Below are 17,967 nucleotides of genomic sequence, written 5' to 3' on the forward strand. Positions count from 1 at the left end.
AAGGGCTCGGAACTCTTTGCGGGCAAGGCCGTTGTCGGCTTGTGGGGCCCGTGTGGCATATTCTTTCCCGCGCGCCCCGCGTCGTGTAATTTTGCTGCAACACCGCCAGCGTTCGGGATCACGCTCCAGCGAGTTTTGCATCTGACCCGGATGGACCGGGCTTTGCGAACGGGGGATGGCGTCATTTCTGTCGATACTTTGCTGGCGAGCCCGCCCGAGGCGCTGACCAACCCCGTGCGCACCCGCGCCGACTGGGAGGCGATGCGCGCCGCCGCGCTGGCCGATCCGGGTGCCTTTCATGGCGAGATAGCGGCTCGCAACATGCACTGGTTCGTGGCCGAGGCGGGCCCCTCGGGCGCGTGGCTCGCGCGCGGGAGCGATGGCGGCTGGCACGGCTGGGACGCCGCGACCGGCGCGCCGGTCAGCCCTGTGCTGCCCGCAGGCTTCACCCCGTGGCACACCGGTTTCGACGGCAGCAATCCGCCCCACTGGCGCTGGTTCGTGGGCGGGCGCACCAATGCCGCCTTCTCGGAACTCGATCGCCACGTCCTGGCCGGACACGGCGGCGAGGCCGCGCTGATCTTCGAGGGTGACCGCTGGGACATGAGCGCGAACGGCGGCAAGGGCGCGCCGATCGACTGCTTCACCGTCAGCCGCAAGCAGTTGCTGCTGGAGGTCGCCAAGTGCGCGGTGGCTTTGGAAACGCTGGGCCTGAAGCCCGGCGACCGCATGGCATTGAACATGCCGAGCATCGTGCCACAGATCTACTGGACCGAGGCCGCCAAGCGGATGGGCGTGGTCTATACGGCGGTGTTCGGCGGGTTCTCCGACAAGACCCTGTCCGACCGCATCGCCGATACCGGCGCGCGGGTGATCGTCACCTCGGACGGCTCCTATCGCAACGCGCAGGTCGCGGCTTTCAAGAACGCCTACACCGACCCGGCGCTCGACAATTTCGTGCCGGTGTCGACGGCGCTGTCGATCCTCGGCGGGCTCGATCTGGAACTGCCCGAGGGCGGGCATGAGACGATCCTCGACACCGTGCGCGAGGCGCTGGCAGGCGAGATCACGGTCGACCGTTCGGACGTGATGCGCGGCGTGGGCCGGGCGCTGATCAACCTCGGCAGCGAGGGTCGCATCACCAGCGCCGATGCCGCGCGGGTGCGGATCGCGATCGCCTCGAGCCTCGTCACCCTTCCCCCGCGGGTCGAGGCGGTGATCGTGTGCCGCCACACGCACCAGCCCGACATGATCTGGCGCGAGGAACGCGACCGCTGGAGCCACGAACTGACCGATGCCGCGCTGGTGCGCGTGCTCGAGGGGGCTCGCGGTGCCGGCTTCGCCGTCACCAGCGAGGCCGATCTGCTGGCGCTTTCCGACACGGATTTCGTCCGCGCGATCTGGGCATCCTCGAAGCCGCTGCCGGTCGATGCCGACTATCCGATGTTCTTCATCTACACCTCGGGTTCGACGGGCAAGCCCAAGGGGATCGTCCATTCGCACGGCTATGCGGCGGGCGTCGCCGAGACGATGGCGGCAAGCTTCGATGCGCGGCCCGGCGATACCTTGTTCGTGGTCGCCGATCCGGGCTGGATCACCGGGCAGAGCTACTTGATCTGCGCGCCGCTGATGACGCGGGTGACCTCGCTGGTCAGCGAAGGCTCGCCGGTCTTCCCCCACGCGGGCCGCTTCGCCTCGATGATCGAAAGGCACAAGGTTCGCATCTTCAAGGCGGGGGTGACGTTCCTCAAGTCGATCATGTCCGACCCTGCGAACCTCGCCGAGGTCGAACGCTACGACATGAGCGGCTTGCGGGTGGCGACCTTCTGTGCCGAGCCCGTTTCGCCGTCGGTGCAGGCCTTCGGGATGGAGCACGTCACGCCGCGCTACATCAATAGCTACTGGGCGACCGAGCACGGCGGGATCGCGTGGACGCACATGTTCGCGAACGACGATTTCCCGCTTCGGGCGGACGCCCACGCCTATCCGCTGCCGTGGATCGTGGGCGATGTGTGGGTCGAGGATGAAGCCGGTGCGGGCGCGCGCTCGGGGGCTGTCGCCCCCTTCGCGCGCGCTGACGATGGCGGCGTGCCCTGGCGCAAGGCTGATATCGGCGAGAAGGGCGAGATCGTCATCGCCGCGCCCTACCCCTACCTCGCCCGAACCATCTGGGGCGATATCGAAGGCTTCAAGGTCGCCGATGGCAGCGTTGCGCCGGAATGGCGCGGTGATGCCAAGCGCTGGGAAGAGGGCTACTGGCGGCGCTGGAAGGGCGCATGGGCCTATACCCAGGGCGATTTCGCGATCCAGCACGCCGACGGATCGTTCTCTCTGCATGGCCGGAGCGACGACGTCATCAACGTCTCGGGCCACCGCATGGGCACGGAGGAGATCGAGGGCGCGGTGCTGCGCGACAAGGCGCTCGCGCCGGACTCGCCGGTCGGCAATGTGCTGGTCGTCGGCGCGCCGCACCGCGAGAAGGGGCTGACCCCGCTCGCCTTCGTGGTGCCCGTCGCCGGGCGCAAGCTGACCCATGAGGACAAGCGCCGCCTGTTCGATCTGGTGCGCACCGAGAAGGGCGCGGTCGCGGTGCCGGCGGACTTTATCGAGGTCTCGCAGTTCCCCGAGACCCGCTCGGGCAAATACATGCGCCGCATGGTCCGCGCGCTGGTGGTGGGCGAGGATGTCGGCGACGTCACGACGCTGCGCAACCCCGAGGCATTGGACGAGCTCCAGCGCGTCATCGCCGACTGGCAGCGCAAGCAGCGCATGAGCGACGAACAGGCGCTGTTCGACCGGCACCGCTACTTCCTGGTGCAATACAACACCGTCGCGCCGGGCAAGCAGGTCGCGACCGTCACGGTCACCAACCCGCCGGTCAACGCGCTCAACGAACGCGCGATCGACGAGCTGGTGCTGGTGACCTCCACCCTCGCGCGCGATGACTCTGTGGTCGCTGTTGTGTTCACCGGCGAGGGCACCAGCTCATTCGTCGCCGGAGCGGACATCCGGCAGATGCTCGAGGAGATTCACACGGTCGACGAGGCCATGGTGCTCCCCAACAACGCCCACCTCGCTTTCCGCACCATCGAGAGCATGAACAAGCCCTGCGTCGCGGCGGTGCAGGGCGTGGCGCTCGGCGGGGGCATGGAGTTCGCGCTCGCGTGCCATTACCGCATTGCCGAGCCGGTGGCGCGTTTCGGCCAGCCCGAGATCCGGCTGCGGTTGCTCCCCGGCTATGGCGGCACCCAGCGCCTGCCGCGCCTGCTCGCCGACCGGCGCGGGGCGGAGGGGGTGCGCGATGCGCTCGATCTGATCCTTGGCGGGCGGAGCATTACGGCGGAACAAGCGCACGCGATCGGCGTGGTCGACAGCCTCGTCGAAGGCGCAGAGGATGCGCTCTCCGCCGCCCATGCCGCGGTGCGCGATTTCGTGAAGCACGGGCCGGGCAGCGCGCTCGGCTGCGCCTTCGCGGAGCGGCAGGCGGCCACCGTGCGCTGGGAAACGGCATCCGATGTCAGCCTCGACGCGGTTCTGGAAGACGACTTCCTCCAGCGCATCCTCAGGCAGCTCGAGTGGGCGGGCCGCGATGTCGCGGGGGCACGGGCATTGGACGCCGTGCGCACCGGGCTCGAGCATGGCATAACGCAAGGCACGGCGCGCGAGGCGCGGCTGTTCTCGGAAGCCATCGTCGATCCCGAGGGCGGCAAGACCGGCATCAGGCAGTTCATGGACAAGGTTGCGCCCCCGCTCCCGGTGCGGCGCGATGGCGTGTGGATCGACGCCGAGCACGAGATGCGTGCGCAGGCGTTGGAAGCGGCAGGCGAGCTGCTTCCCGTAGGAGCGCCGTTCTATCCCGGCGTGACCCCGATCCCGCGTCACCAATACGCCTTCGGCATCGCCCGCGATCCCGACACCGGCCAGCCCCGCTTCGGCCCGCCCGCGAGCCACGAGAAGGAGCTGATCGTCACCGTGCCCGAGCCCGCGCCCAACGAGGCGCTGCTCTACATGCTGACGAGCGAGGTCAACTTCAACGACATCTGGGCGCTGACCGGCATACCGGTCTCCCCCTTCGACAGCCACGAAGAAGACGTCCAGATCACCGGATCGGGGGGGATCGCGCTGGTCGCGGCGCTTGGCTCCGAAACGCGCGCGCAGGGGCGGATCAAGGTCGGCGATCTTGTCACCGTGTATTCCGGCACCAATGACCTGCTCTCGCCGCTGGTCGGCAATGACCCGATGTATGCGGACTTCTCGATCCAGGGCTACGAGACCGAGACCGGCAGCCATGCGCAGTTCCTGACAGTCCAAGCGCCCCAGATGCACAAGGTGCCGCCCGACCTCACGCTGGAGCAGGCGGGAAGCTATGTGCTGAACCTCGGCACCATCGCGCGCTGCCTGTTCACGACCTTGCAGATCGCGCCGGGGCGGACGCTGTTCATCGAGGGCGCGGCGACGGGGACTGGGCTCGATGCCCTGCGCTCGTCGGTGCGCACCGGCTTGCAGGTGACGGGGCTGGTGTCCTCCGAGGAACGCGCCGCCTTCATCACGCAGGTGCAGGGCGCGGTCGGGGCGATCAACCGCAAGGATGCGGCGCTCGCCGACCTCTACACCGTGGTGCCCGAGGACAAGGCCGAAGCTCAGAAGTGGGAGGCTGCCGGCGCGCCGCTGGTCGAGGAATACAAGGCGCTGAACGGCGGCAAGCTCGCCGATTATGTGGTGAGCCATGCGGGCGAGACGGCCTTCCCGCGCTCGTTCCAGTTGCTGGCTGAGGGCGGCACGCTCGCCTTCTACGGCGCCTCGTCAGGTTACCACTTCAGCTTCATGGGCAAGCCGGGGACGGCCAGCCCCGAAGAAATGCTCCGCCGCGCGGCCCTGCGTGGGGGCGAGGCGGTGCTGATCTTCTACGGGCCGGGATCGAGCGAATTGCTCGACGAGACCGGCCTCGAAATGATCGAAGCCGCTCGCCGCTTCAACGCGAAGAGCGTGATCGCCACCACCACCGACGGCCAGCGCGAATTCCTGCAATCGCTGGGGCTCGAGGACGCGATCGAGGGGATCGTCTCGCTCGAGAGCATCCGCCGCCGCGAGGGCGCGAACTTCCACTGGCCCGACACCATGCCGCGCCTGCCCGACGCCAAGGCCGATATCGAGGTCTTCAAGGCGGCGGTGCGCGACTATCAGGACCGGGTGATGAAGCCCTTCGGCTCGGCGGTCGGCAAGATCCTGCGCTCGCCCGACAACCCGCGCGGCAGCCCCGATCTGGTGTTCGAGCGGGCCGGGCAGGACACGCTCGGCATCTCGACCTCGCTGGTGAAGCCCTTCACAGGCCGCGTCATCTTCGCCGAGGATCTGACCGGGTGCCGCTTCACCTTCTACGCGCCGCAGGTCTGGACCCGCCAGCGCCGCATCTACATGCCGACCGCGCAGATCTTCGGCACGCACCTGTGCAACGCCTACGAGGTCGCGCGGATGAACGACATGATCGCGGCAGGGCTGCTCGAAGTGACCGAGCCCGAGGTGGTGCCGTGGGAGGGCCTTCCGGAAGCGCACCAGGCGATGTGGGACAACCGGCACACGGGATCGACCTATGTGGTCAACCACGCGCTGCCTGAACTCGGCCTCAGAAGCCGCGACGCGCTGCTCGAAGCATGGGCTGCCGCGCAATCGGCCGGGGAACCGGACGGCTAGCTCATGCATTGCACTTTTTGAAACGTTCTTCCCTCTCCTCCCCAGAGAATGAACGAAACGCAAAGCGAAGCCCGCCTTCGCGGTAATTCTGTGAGGAGAGAGTCATGGCCAAACCGAAAGCCGTTGCCGCTGCGCCTGCTCTGCAAGGCGATATTCCGGGCCGCCTCGCCGGCAAGATCGCCGTCGTCACGGGGGCCGCGGGCAATCTCGGCGGGCATATCGTCACGCATTACCTTGCAGAAGGCGCAACCGTGGTGATGACGGGCCGCACGCCCGATCGCACCAAGGCGGCGGCCGAGGCTCTGCTGAAGGCCACGGGCGCGGATCCCGCGCGGCTCGCCACCGTGGCGCTCGACGGGGGCGACATCGCCTCGGTGCGCGCGGCGATTGCCGAGGTGGTGAAGCAGTTCGGGCGGATCGACATTCTGGTGAACAACGCCGGAAGCGCGGGGCCCAAGCAGCCGATCGAGAACCTGCCGCTCTCGGCAGAAGAGCTCGCCGCGCTCCAGAAGACCGGCTCGACCGACAGCGAGACCGTCGGCCAGGCGCTGCGCAACATCTTCGGCGTCGCGTGGAACGTCGCGCGGGTCGCGGCCGAGCACATCCCCGAGGGCGGGTCGATCATCAACGTCTCGACCATCTTCAGCCGCACGCCCTATTACGCGCGCGCGGCCTATGTCGTCCCCAAGGCGGCGATGAACGCGTGGAGCCGCGAATTGAGCCTCGAGCTCGGGCCCAAGGGCATCCGCGTCAACCTCGTCTACCCCGGCCCGATCGAGAGCGAGCGCATCCGCAACGTCTTCGCCGCGATGGACGCCGCGCGCGGGGACGCGGCGGGGACCACCGCGACGCAGTTCTTCGACATGATGAGCCTCGAGCGCGCGACCGGCGGCAACGAGAAGGCCAAGACCTTCCCGACGCCGACCGACATCGCGACGACCTGCGTCTTCCTCGGCTCGGACGAGAGCGCGGCTTATAATGGCCACGATTTCGAAGTCACCCACGGGATGAGCGTGCGCAAGGAGCAGCGCTCGACCTATCTCGCGCGGCCCACGATGCGCTCGATGGACGGCACGGGTCTGGCGGTGCTGATCGCGGCGGGGGACGACTGGGAGGAGGCGCTCGAAATCGCGCAGGTGCAGCTCGCCTGCGGGGCCGAGGTCGTGCTCGGCCTGCCGCGCGCTGCCGACGTCGCGATTGCCGAGAAGCGTTGCGCGGCGCTCGGGCTGGGGGACAAGCTCAGCATCATCCGCTTCAGCCGCAAGGACCCGGCGGCGATGGAAGCCGCGCTCGAGGATTATACCAAGGGCGGCACCCCGGTCAGCGGTGCGCTGTTCCTTCCGGCGCTCGGCGCGGGCGAACTCAGCGGCGCGATCACGGCGGCGGATGACGGCGTGGTCGAAGCGCTGATGGACGCCGAACTCGCGGGCAACATGGCGCTCGCGCGGACCATGAGCCGCTACTGGAAGCGGCACGACAACCTGCTCCAGCCGCCCCGCTTCGTCTTCGTCAGCCATGCGAGCGACGGGAAGGGCGACATCTACGGCCACATCCTGCGCGCCGCCACGGAACAGCTGATCCGCATCTGGCGCGACGAGAGCGAGATCGACACCGCCCATGGCCGCCGCCGTCAGGCGGAGTGGGGCAACCAGATCGTGCGCTTCACCAACACCGAGGCCGAGAACATCCGCTTCACCGCGGGCCACGCCGCGCGCATCCTCTTGAAGGAGAGCAAGCTCGGCGAGATCACGCTCTATGTCCCCGCCAATATCGGCGAGGCGACGGGCGCTCGGAAGGCCATGCCGGGCTTCAGCGAGAACATCACCGGGCTGCATCTGGGCAAGGTGGCGCTGATCACGGGCGGTTCGGCCGGGATCGGCGGACAGGTCGCGCGCCTGCTCGCGCTGGCAGGCGGCAAGGTGATGATGGTCGCGCGGCGCGAGAGCGAGCTGGCGGTGGCGCGGGCGAAGATCGTCTCCGAGCTGGAAGACATCGGCTTCGCGGGCGTCGAGCGGCGGGTGCAGACCCTCGCCAATGTCGATGTCAGCAACTTTGAAAGCCTCAAGGGCGCAGTTGACGCGACCCTGAAAGCCTTCGGGCGGATCGACTACCTGATCAACAACGCAGGCGTCGCGGGCGCTGAGGACATGGTCGTCGACATGACGGTCGATGCCTGGAACTACACGCTCGATGCGAACCTCGTGTCGAACTATTTCCTGATGCACCACGTCGCGCCGCTGATGAAGGCGCAAGGCTCGGGCTATATCCTCAATGTTTCGAGCTACTTCGGGGGCGAAAAATATCTTGCGGTCGCCTACCCTAACCGCGCCGACTACGCCGTGTCCAAGGCGGGTCAGCGCGCGATGGTCGAGAGCATGGCGCGCTATCTCGGCCCCGAGGTGCAGTTCAACGCGATCGCGCCGGGCCCCGTGGATGGTGACCGCCTGTCGGGCACCGGCGGCAAGCCCGGCCTGTTCGAGCGGCGCGGCAAGCTGATCCTCGAGAACAAGCGACTGAACGCCGTCCACGCCGCCGCGATCAAGGCGATCCGGCGCGGGGTGCGAGTCGAGGCGGTGCTGGCGCGGCTCGCGCGCAACGACACCACCAAGATGAGCCACGACACCAACAACCCGCGCGAACTGCGCGAGCTGGCGCTAGCCTGCGCGCGCGAGGGGGATGGCACCTGCACCTGGGACCAGTATCTCCTCACCCCGCAAATCGCCGCCGCGCTGATCGGGCGCCTCAGGCAGGCGGGTCTGTTCCTCGACGCGCCCGAGTGGAACGACCGCCCGGCGTCGGAAGACGGCGACTGGCTGATGCGCGTGCCGCCAGAGGATGCGCCCTACCTCCCCGCCGACAAGATCGCGGTCGAGGCCAAGAAGGTCGGCAGCGGAGTCCTGTCAAAGCTCTACCTCGGCAAGATGCCGACCGAGCATGACGTGGCCCAGGCGACGGTGTTCTTCCTCGCCGACCGCGCGGTCTCGGGCGAGACATTCATGCCCTCGGGCGGCCTCTCGGTGGAACGCTCCACCACCGAGCGCGAACTGTTCGGCTCGCCCAAGCAGGAGCGCCTCGACCAGATGCGCGGCAAGACCGTGTGGATCATCGGCGAACACCTCGCCGATTACCTCGCCGAGACCGCGCGCGCCTTCATCGAGGATTGCCATGCGGCCAACGTGGTCGTCATCACCCGCACCGCCGAAGCCTTCGAGGCGATCAAGGCGCAGCTCGAGCCCGAGACTGCCGAGGCGCTGACCTCGCTGGTCAAGACCACCGACATCGAAGCCGCGATGGACGAGGCGCTGCTCGCCTGGGGCAAGCCGACCACCATCCTCTCGACGCCGATGTCGGCGCTGCCCGGCAAGCTGTTCGCGACCGACGATCCGCTCACGCCGGAGGAGTTCCGCGCCGTGGTGGCCGACAACCTCACCCACCACTTCCGCGTCTCGCGCCGCGCCTCGCTCTACGACGATTGCCAGCTGGTGCTGACCAGCCCCGACGTGCCGATGGGCGACAAGTCCCCGGCCTTTGCGCTGGCGAACTTCATCAAGACCACGCTCCATGCCTTTACGGCCACCCTTGCAGTCGAGAACGAGCGGCTGGTCCACGATGTGCCCGTCAACCAGATCAACCTCACCCGCCGCGTGCAGTCGGAGGAACCGCGTGATCTCGACGAGCATCTCGAAGAGGTGCGGCGTTTCGCCCGCGCGGTGCTGCTGGTCGGCGCGCCGCTGCCCGATGCCGAGGATTCGCGGTATCGTGCGCGGATTTATCGCGGCATGTCGATGACCGTCTGAGGCCGGGGGAGGGGGCCTCGTGATCCAGTACCTGCCCTTCGAAAAGCCGATCGAGGCGCTCGACAGGCATGTGGCGGAGCTCTCCGCCCATGCCGAGGGCACCGAGGAGGCGCGGATGCTGCGCGAGCGGGCGGACAAGCTGCTCGCCGACACCTATGCGCGCCTCTCCCCGTGGGAGCGCACGCTGGTCGCGCGGCACCCGCAGCGCCCCCGCTTCGAGAAGCTGGTCGCGGGGCTGTTCAGCGAATTCTTCCCCATCGCGGGCGACCGCACCTTCGGCGACGATCAGGCGATCATCGGCGGCTTTGCGCGCTTCGAGGGGCGCAAGGTGGTGGTGATCGGCCATGTGAAGGGCGAGGACACGCCGGGGCGCCTCCGCCACAATTTCGGCATGGCGCGGCCCGAGGGCTATCGCAAGGCGATCCGCCTGATGGAGCTCGCCGACCGTTTCGGCCTCCCCGTGGTGACGCTCGTCGACACCCCCGGCGCCTTCCCCGGCGTCGATGCCGAGGCGCGCGGGCAGGCCGAGGCCATCGCCCGCTCGACCGAGGCCTGCCTCGCGCTCGGGGTGCCGCTTGTGGCGGTGATCATCGGTGAGGGCGGATCGGGCGGGGCGGTGGCGCTGGCGGCGGCGAACCGGGTCCTGATGATGGAGCACGCGGTCTATTCGGTGATCTCGCCCGAAGGTTGCGCGTCGATCCTGTGGCGCAGCGCCGCGCAGGCGGCGACCGCGGCCGAGGCAATGCGGGTGACGGCGGGCGACCTGCTCAAACTGGGCGTGATCCACCGCATCGTCTACGAACCGCGCGGCGGCGCGCACCGCGACCATGGCGAGACAGTGAAGCGTCTGGCGCTGGCCCTGCGTGCGGAACTCGATGTGCTTGCCGCGCTGACACCTGCCGAACTGTGCCGCGAGCGCGAGGAGTTCTTCCTCAGGCTGGGCTAGAAGAGGACGTTCTCGTATTCGGTCGCGGTCCCGCCCGCGGGCAGGCTGATCCGGTCGCCATCGCGGCTGATGCGGATCGGGCCGTCGTAGGCCGCGTCGGTGCCATCGAGGAACAGCCGCTCGACCATCGCGAAGGGCATCGGCGGGATAGTGTGGTAGAACACCAGCATCCGCGCGCCCGCCATCTGCGCGACCTTCGCCGCCTCGATCGGGGAGGCGTGATAGCCCGGAATATCGGCCATCACCTTGGCGATCGCGGCCGAGCCGTTGCGCTGCGCCGCCGCGCGCATCTTGCCGACTAGTTCGCGGTCGAGCGCCTCGTGGAACAGCACGTCCACGCCCTTGGCCGCGCGGGCGAAACGCGGGTCATAGGCGGTGTCGCCGCTGATCGCGATCGAGCGGCCCTTGTAGTCCACCCGGTAGCCATAGGCGTCCTTGACCGGCTCGTGGCTGACGCGGATCGCGGTGACGGTGAGATCGCCCTGCTTCAGCACCACCACGCTCTCGGCGCCGGGAGGGATGACGATCTCTTCAGGCGCCAGCCCCGCGCCCGCCGGATTGGCGATGGCCGCGCCGTGATGCGCGGTGCGATAGGTCGCGTCGAGCGCGTAGGCGGCGTTGAAGCCCTCCGCGACCGCGATCGTGCCCGGCGGGCCCGAGACAGGGAGGGGCGTCGCCCGCGCTCCCTGCACCCAGCTCTGCACCATAAGCTCGCCGAGGCCGTCGAAGTGGTCGGAGTGGAGGTGGGTGAGGAACAGCCGCTCGGTCTTGCCCACCGGAAAGCCCATCCGCCCCAGCACCCGCATGCTGCCCGAACCGACATCGAAGATCATCCGCGTGTCGCCCGCGATCACCGCGATGCAGGCGCCTGCCCGCTCGGTGTCGGCCATCGGCGAGCCTGTGCCGCAGACATAGGCGTGGAGGCCATCGGGCAGCGCGGCGCTGGGATCGGTGCCGACATTGGCGTCGATCACCCGCCCGACGAGATACTCCGCCAGCGGCCGCTCGAAGAGTTTGAACGCGCCTGCGCCGATCACGGCAAGGCCGAGAATGGCGAGCACGATGCGGCCTTTGCGGCTCATGACGGCATTTCCCCCCGGTTGCCCTGCCGCGGCGGCGCGGGCGATCCCATGCTCCGGGGTTAGATCAGCGCGGCCCTTCCATCAAGGCAATGGCGCGCCGCACCAGCGGGCGCCCCGCCAGCAAGGCGATGACCGCGAGCGCGTAGAGTCCCGCCATCATGGCAAAGCCCGCCGCCAGCCCGGTGTGGACCGCGATGGCCGGCAACGCGACGGTCGAGATCCCTGCGCCGAGGAACCCCATCATCGTCATCAGCCCTGCTGCGGTGGCGCGGGCGGAATCTGGCATGACATCGTGCATGGCGGCATAGATGCAGCCGTCGAACAGCCCCTTACCGAAGCTGGTCGCGAACAGCAGCGCGCCGACCGTGAGCACCGACCGCGCCCAGGGAAAGGGCAGCAGGGACAGTCCGGCGATCCCGAGCCCCAGCGCGAGCACGGTCATCCGGCCCGTCACGCTCTTGGCGGCGAGCTTGTCGGACAGCCATCCCCCCACCAGCACCGAGACGAACCCGGCGCTGGTGATCATCACCGGGCCGACCAGCGCGCTGTCGGCAAGGTTGAGGCCGAGGACGTCATGGGCATAGGTGTTGCACCAGTTGAGCACCGCCGAGGACGCCGCCGTGGCAAGGCAGAAGGCCGCGCACAGCGTCAGGGCGGCGGGATTGGCGAGGATGATCCTGAGCGGTTCCTCCTTCGGAGCGTCGCTCGCCTGCGCCGCCGCAGCCGCAGGGGCATCGTCGCGCAAGGTGAATATCAGCAGGCCGAACACCACGCCCCCGAGCAGGGCAAAGACGATGAAGGGCATCGACCAGCCATAGGCATCGGCGAGGCCGCCCGCCGCCCAGGCGCCGATCCCGCCGCCTGCGAAGACCGCCGTCTGGTGGATCGCCAGCGCGCGGCTGCGCATCGCGGGGCGGTGCCAGGACGAGATCAGCGCGGTCGCGGTGGGGTAGTAGGTGCTCTCTCCGATGGCCACCAGCGTGCGCATCCCGAGCAGCATCGCAAAGCCCGTCGCCACCGGCATGAAGCCCGTCGCCATGCTCCAGAACAGCAGGCCGAACAGCACCATGTTGCGGCGGCGCACCGAATCCCCGATCCGCCCGAACAGGAAGGCGCACACGGCATAGGTCCAGAAGAACACCGTATCGACGACGCCGAGCTGGATGTCGGTAATCGCGAAGGCATCGCGCAGCAGCGGCTTGACCGCATTGAGGATCGCGCGGTCGGCCGAGTTGAGGAAGGAGACCATCCACAAGAGGCCGATCAGGATCCACGGATAGTGGGCCGGAGCGGGCTTGCGCAGCCAGCGGGTCATCGCCCGCACCACGCCAGCCACATCGCCGCGGTCCACGAGAAGTCAGGCCCGCCCGATCCCTCGCCGGTTTCGGGGCTGAAGCTCTCGTAGAAACCCGCGGTCTCGATCAGCCGGGCGGAGTCTTCGCGGATGCGCTCGGCCCAGTCGGCGTGGCCCTGCTGCGCGAGGCCCTCGGCGACCATGTAGCTCACCACCAGCCACACCGGCCCGCGCCAGTAGCGGCGGTGGTCATAGGCGCGGCTGCCGGCTTCGAGGCTGGGGAGGAGATAGCGCGCGCTGCCCGCGATGCGCTCCAGCGCCGCGATCAGCCGCGCGCGCTGCGCCTCGCTGCCGACCCCGGCGTAGAAGGCAAGGAAGCTCGCATTGGTGACCAAGCCCGAGCTTTCCCCTGTGATCACGTCGCGCGAGCAATAGGCCCCCGCCTCCTCGTTCCACAGCCAGTCCATGCCGCGTTCCGACAGGGCTATGCGGGCGCGCAGCTCGCCGGCCGCTTCGTAGTCCCCCTGCGCCTCGGCCAGCGCGAGCAGATCGCGGTTGGCGCGCAGCAGCATCATCGACATGCCGACGTCGATCATCCGGAACGGGCCGCGATCGGCGATGGCGGCGTGGTCCCAGCCGCACTCGCGCCCGAACTGGAGGATCGCGACATAGCGGTCATATTCCTCCTGCCTCGGGCGCATCGCGGCATCGACATGGCCGGTGTCGCGCCGCTGGTAGGGGCCGACGGCGGCGGTATCGACGCGGGCGAGGGCATCGTCCCACTCGGAGGAATTGTCGCGCCCCGTCTCCCAGTTGTGGGTGACCATGACGAGGCCGTTGCCGAGCGGATCGCGGAAGGTGTGGAACCAGCGGTGGCTGGCAAGGCAGGCGCGGTAGAGCGCGCGCATCCGCGGGCAGGCGGGATCGGCGCCCTCGGCCTCCCACAGCTGGCGCAGGATCGTCGCCAGCACCGGCGGCTGGGTGATGCCCGAGGTCGGCGGGGTGCGGCCCGTGGCCCATACCTCGGGGCCGGGGAAATAGCCCTCGTCCTGTTGGTGGAAGATGATGTGGGGGATCATGCCGTCTGCCCACTGGGCGCTGACGAGGGTCTCGATCTCGCGCCACGCGCGGTCGCGGTCGAAGGTGGCAAAGCCCAAGGCGACGAAGGCCGAATCCCAGTTCCACTGGAAGGGGTAGAGCCCGTGGGTGGGCACGGTGTAGCCGCCGCGGTCGTTGCGGATCAGGATCTCGCGCGCTTGGCGCTCGAGGTCGGGATTGCGGCTCATCAAGGGGCTCCTGCGGCAATCAGCCGGATATCGTTGACATTGGTGCGGGTCGGGCCGGTCTTCACGAGGCCCCCGATCCGCTCGAACAGGTCGTAGGTGCAATTGGCCGCGAGCGCGGCGTTGCAGTCGAGCGCGGGCGCGCGGGTGGCGGCGTCGAACCAGCCGCCGGCATTGTCCTCGCTGCCGTCGATCCCGTCGCTGTCGCAGGCGAGCGCGGCGACGGGGGCGCGTTCGGGGAGCGCAGCCATCAGGGCGGCGAGATATTCGAGGTTGGGCCCGCCCCGCCCGCCGGGGGTGCGGACCTCGACCGTCAGCTCCCCGCCCGAAACCAGCAGGCAGCGCGCGCCCGCCGCGGCATGGTGCAGCGCGAGCGCGGCGTGGGCGCGGCCGGTGGCGGAAGCATCGCCCTCGAGATCATCGCCGATGCGGATGACGGTCCACCCCCGCGCGACGGCCTCTGCGCTCGCGGCGTCCAGTGCGGTGCGCGCGTCGGCGATCACGTGGACGGGATGCGGTGGCACCGGGGGCGGTGCGGCGGCGCGGATCATCGCGGCGAGGCCTGCCTCGACCTTCCAGCCGCTCGCGGCAAGGATGGCGATGGCGCGTTCGGGCTCGAAGGGGCTGGCGATGGTGGGGCCCGAGGCGACCACCGCCGGATCATCGCCCACCACGTCAGAGATGATGAAGCTGTGCATGTCCCCCGCCGCCGAAGCCGCGGCAGCGGCGAGGCGCCCGCCCTTCACCCGGCTGAGGTGACGGCGCACGCAGTTGATGTCGGCAATGGCCACGCCCGACCTGACCAGATGGCGGTTGATCGCGGCCTTCTGATCCAGCGACAGGCCCGGAATCGGGTCGACCAGCAGCGCCGAGCCTCCGCCCGAGATCAGGAACACCACCCGGTCGCCCTTGCGCGCGGTGGCGGCGAGGTCGCGGATGCGGCGGCCTGCGGCAAGGCTCGCCGCGTCGGGAACGGGGTGGCTCGCCTCGATCACCTCGATCCCGCCTGTGGGCAGCCGCGCCCCGTGGCCGTGGCGGGTGACGAGGCACCCTGTCACCTCGCCCTTGAGGTGCGCCGCGGCCACCTCGGCCATCGCGCCCGCCGCCTTGCCGCAGCCGAGCACCAGCGTGCGCCCCTGCGGCTCCCCGTCCGGCAAGAGCTGCGGGAGCCTCGCATGGGCGCTCGCGGCACCGACCCCGGCGCGGAAGATCGCAATCAGTTCGTCGCGCAGCATCCCGTCCTCTTGCCCCACTTGCGCCCGCAAGTCGCGCGCTTGCGCCGGGGCTGCGGCCTTATGCCACAGCCCCGGCGCTCACGTCAGAAGGTGAAGGTCGCGCGCGCGGTGAGGCGGCGCGGCAGCACCGGGCGGCCGACGAAGAACGCCCCGTTCGCCACCTGGTTCGCGTCCTGCCGCGGCGAGCCCTCGGTCACCGCATCGGTATCGAACAGGTTGAACACATTGAGGCTCAACCGCAGCGAATTGCTGCCGATATCCATCGTGTAACCGGCATCGAGGTTGGCGATGTTCCAGCCTTCGAGCTCGATCGCGTTGGTGGCGGCGGTGAAGTTCGGGCCGGTGTAGTTGGTGAACACCGACAGGTCGAACATCCCGTCATCGTAGTAGAGCCCGGCGTTGTAGAGCCACTCCGGCTGGCGCTCGACCGCATTGCCGATGTTGAGCACGCGGGTGTCGAACGCGGTGTATTCGGCCTTCTGCCAGGTCACGTTGCCGGCAAAGCTGAGGTCGCCGATGATGCGCACGTCGACCGTCGCCTCCGCGCCGTAGCTTTCGGTGCCGACGAGGTTGACCTGTTCGGTGAGGCCGCCCTGGCCGTCGTTGACGAACAGCACCTGGCGGCGGTTGTCGAGGCTGGTGTAGAAGCCCGAGAGCGTCAGCGACAGGCCCGGCTGGCTGATCTTGATGCCGGCCTCGGCCTGCTTGATGATCTCGGCGGTGAAGCTCTGCATTCCCGGCGAGGCGCTGGCATTGGCGGCGGTGCCCGCAGGCAGCGGGCGGAACGCGGCCGAGCGCAGTTCGGGGAAGAAGAACCCGCGCGAGGCGTTGGCGTAGAGGCTGATATTGTCCGACACCTTGTAGAGCGCGCCTGCCGCCAGCGCCCATTCGGTGGTCGACACCTCGCCCGTCAGGAAGCCGCCATTGCCCCAGACCACGTCGCGCAGTGCGGTGGAGAGGTTTGCCGTGGTGGCATCGGTGACGGTGGTCGAGGTGCGCTCGCGGCGGATGTCGCCGTTCAGTTTCTCGATGCGGAAGCCGATGTCGAGGTTGAAGCGGTCGCCGATCTTCATCTGGTCGGCGATGTAGCCCGCGAAACGCTCGGCCGAATGCTCGTTGTTGACGTAGCCGGCACCGGCATTGAGCAGGCCCCCGCGCGAGATCACGGTTTGCGCCCCGCCGACCGGGTTGGTGATGGTCAGGCTCACCAGACGCGGGCGGTTGTTGAGTTCGGCGAGATAGGTGGTGGTGACGTTGAAGTCGCCCGCAGTCGCATTGCCGTAGAAGCCGCCGAGGGTGAAGGCATGGTCGATGCTGCCGGTCTGGAGCGTCTTGGTGATGTTCAGCTCGGCGGTGAAGTCGTCGACCGGGCGGTCGCGGTCGGTGAAGCGGTTGGCGAACAGCAGCGCATTGGCCGGAACCGCGCCGCCACCTGCGAAGGTGAACTGGGCGTTGGCGGGAAGGCCAAGATTGCGGTTGGCGAGGAAGCTGGTGAGCGTCTCGGGCACGTTGATCACGCCGTCCCCGTCCGACCACAGGCCGAACTTGTGGCTGTAGTCGGAGTACTTGAAGCGCCCGTTGATCCCCCAGCCGCTGTCGCCGAAGTCTTTCTCGAAGCTGAGGCCGATCATCCCGCCGCGGGTGGCGACGCCGTCGGCGATCTCGGAGGTGAATCGCCCGCCGCCCGGGATATTGAAGCCGAGGCTGGCGAAATCGAACTGGTTCTGGACCGAATTGACCAGCTCCCCGTCATTGCCGCGCAGGCGGTTGCGGCTCGGCCCGTCGAGCGGGATCGGCAGGTAGAAGGTGGTCTGGTCGTCGATATACTGGCCGATCAGCTTGATATTGCCGCTGCCGTCGTCGAAGCGATACTCGATATTGCCGCGGATCTGGCCGCCTTCGGTGTCGAGCCCGGTGCGGATCGGGCCGTCATCGATGCGGTAGAAGCCCGAAAGCGCGAAGTAGAAATTGCCGCCCAGGGGGCCGTTCAGCGCCAGATCGCCGCGATAGCGCCCGCGCTCGGCCACTTCGAGCTGGGCCGTGCCGGACAGCTCGTCGCCGCCGTCCTTGCTGATGTAGTTGATGAGGCCCGCCACCGAGCCCGGGCCGAACAGGTTCGACACCCCGCCGCGCACGAATTCCAGCCGGTCGATGCCGAGGTCGTTGCGGGCATAGACGTCATAGGCCGAGGAATTGAGGCCGAAGGACGAAAGCACCGTGATCCCGTCATACATCAGCGGGGTGAACTGGAACTGCCCGCCCGAGGGAAGGCCGCGGATGAAGACGTTGGACGCGACTTCCCCGCCGCCGCCGTCGGCCTTGATCGAGGGGATGGTGTTCAGAATGTCGGCCTGGCTGGTCACGCCTGCGCGGGCCAGCGCGGTATCGTCGAGCTGCGAGATGGCGAGCGGCGTGTCGAGCGCGGCGCGCGAGCGGCTGGTGCCGGTGACGATGATCTCTTGTCCCGCGATCGGCTCTTCATCCTCGGCAGGGGCGGGTGCATCGGCCTGCTGGGCCAGCGCGGCGGCCGGCATCAGCGCCGCGAGCGAGACGCCGGCCGCAGCCAGCGCGAGAAACTGCTTCATCGATCATCTCCCCATGTGTGCCCGTTCTCCGGGCTTCTGCGCAGGAGCGTAACA

General features: G+C 68.7%; 8 protein-coding genes. 3 read left to right on the top strand and 5 right to left on the bottom strand.

All coding sequences use genetic code 11. The features are described 5' to 3' along the window. The first annotated feature begins 150 nt into the window (after positions 1–150). The 3 genes from PFX90_RS07730 to PFX90_RS07740 all read left to right on the top strand — a co-directional run bounded on the left by PFX90_RS07730 (position 151) and on the right by PFX90_RS07740 (position 10,434). The gene (locus tag PFX90_RS07730; RefSeq protein WP_285711815.1) at positions 151–5,691 is read left to right on the top strand and encodes an AMP-binding protein; all 5,541 of its coding nucleotides are present in this window, start codon (positions 151–153) and stop codon (positions 5,689–5,691) included. Between the two features lie 104 nt (positions 5,692–5,795). Beyond that, positions 5,796–9,488, top strand: a complete 3,693-nt coding sequence (locus PFX90_RS07735) for an SDR family NAD(P)-dependent oxidoreductase (RefSeq protein WP_285711816.1) — start codon at positions 5,796–5,798, stop codon at positions 9,486–9,488. Between the two features lie 19 nt (positions 9,489–9,507). After that, positions 9,508–10,434: an acetyl-CoA carboxylase carboxyltransferase subunit alpha gene (locus PFX90_RS07740; protein WP_285711817.1), complete on the top strand. Its 927-nt coding sequence runs from the start codon at positions 9,508–9,510 to the stop codon at positions 10,432–10,434. On the opposite strand, the gene PFX90_RS07745 is transcribed toward PFX90_RS07740, so the two are convergent. The 5 genes from PFX90_RS07745 to PFX90_RS07765 all read right to left on the bottom strand — a co-directional run bounded on the left by PFX90_RS07745 (position 10,431) and on the right by PFX90_RS07765 (position 17,913). Continuing rightward, a complete protein-coding gene (locus PFX90_RS07745) occupies positions 10,431–11,516 on the bottom strand; it encodes an MBL fold metallo-hydrolase (protein WP_285711818.1) in 1,086 nt (361 codons plus the stop codon). The genes PFX90_RS07740 and PFX90_RS07745 overlap by 4 nt on opposite strands. 64 nt (positions 11,517–11,580) lie before the next feature. Beyond that, positions 11,581–12,867 (bottom strand): MFS transporter, encoded by a 1,287-nt coding sequence (locus tag PFX90_RS07750; protein WP_285711819.1) that lies wholly within the window; start codon positions 12,865–12,867, stop codon positions 11,581–11,583. Continuing rightward, a complete protein-coding gene (locus PFX90_RS07755; RefSeq protein WP_285711820.1) occupies positions 12,828–14,096 on the bottom strand; it encodes an MGH1-like glycoside hydrolase domain-containing protein in 1,269 nt (422 codons plus the stop codon). The genes PFX90_RS07750 and PFX90_RS07755 overlap by 40 nt, the downstream gene beginning before the upstream one ends. Then, complete coding sequence (locus PFX90_RS07760; RefSeq protein ID WP_285711821.1) at positions 14,096–15,328, bottom strand: glycerate kinase type-2 family protein; 1,233 nt, start codon at positions 15,326–15,328, stop codon at positions 14,096–14,098. Before PFX90_RS07760 ends, PFX90_RS07755 begins: the two co-directional genes overlap by 1 nt. 83 nt (positions 15,329–15,411) lie before the next feature. Next, positions 15,412–17,913, bottom strand: coding sequence for a TonB-dependent receptor (locus PFX90_RS07765; RefSeq protein WP_285711822.1), 2,502 nt, complete (start codon positions 17,911–17,913; stop codon positions 15,412–15,414). Positions 17,914–17,967: the final 54 nt, after the last annotated feature.

It is taken from the genome of Erythrobacter oryzae, from assembly GCF_030271515.1.
GTDB classification, from domain to species: Bacteria; Pseudomonadota; Alphaproteobacteria; order Sphingomonadales; family Sphingomonadaceae; genus Erythrobacter; species Erythrobacter oryzae.

Excerpts from the sequence above, each read along its gene's own strand:
- PFX90_RS07730 (WP_285711815.1), top strand. The coding sequence starts at position 151 with ATGGACCGGGCTTTGCGAACGGGGGATGGCGTCATTTCTGTCGATACT.
- PFX90_RS07735 (WP_285711816.1), top strand. The coding sequence starts at position 5,796 with ATGGCCAAACCGAAAGCCGTTGCCGCTGCGCCTGCTCTGCAAGGCGAT.
- PFX90_RS07745 (WP_285711818.1), bottom strand. The coding sequence starts at position 11,516 with ATGAGCCGCAAAGGCCGCATCGTGCTCGCCATTCTCGGCCTTGCCGTG.
- PFX90_RS07755 (WP_285711820.1), bottom strand. The coding sequence starts at position 14,096 with ATGAGCCGCAATCCCGACCTCGAGCGCCAAGCGCGCGAGATCCTGATC.
- PFX90_RS07760 (WP_285711821.1), bottom strand. The coding sequence starts at position 15,328 with ATGCTGCGCGACGAACTGATTGCGATCTTCCGCGCCGGGGTCGGTGCC.
- PFX90_RS07765 (WP_285711822.1), bottom strand. The coding sequence starts at position 17,913 with ATGAAGCAGTTTCTCGCGCTGGCTGCGGCCGGCGTCTCGCTCGCGGCG.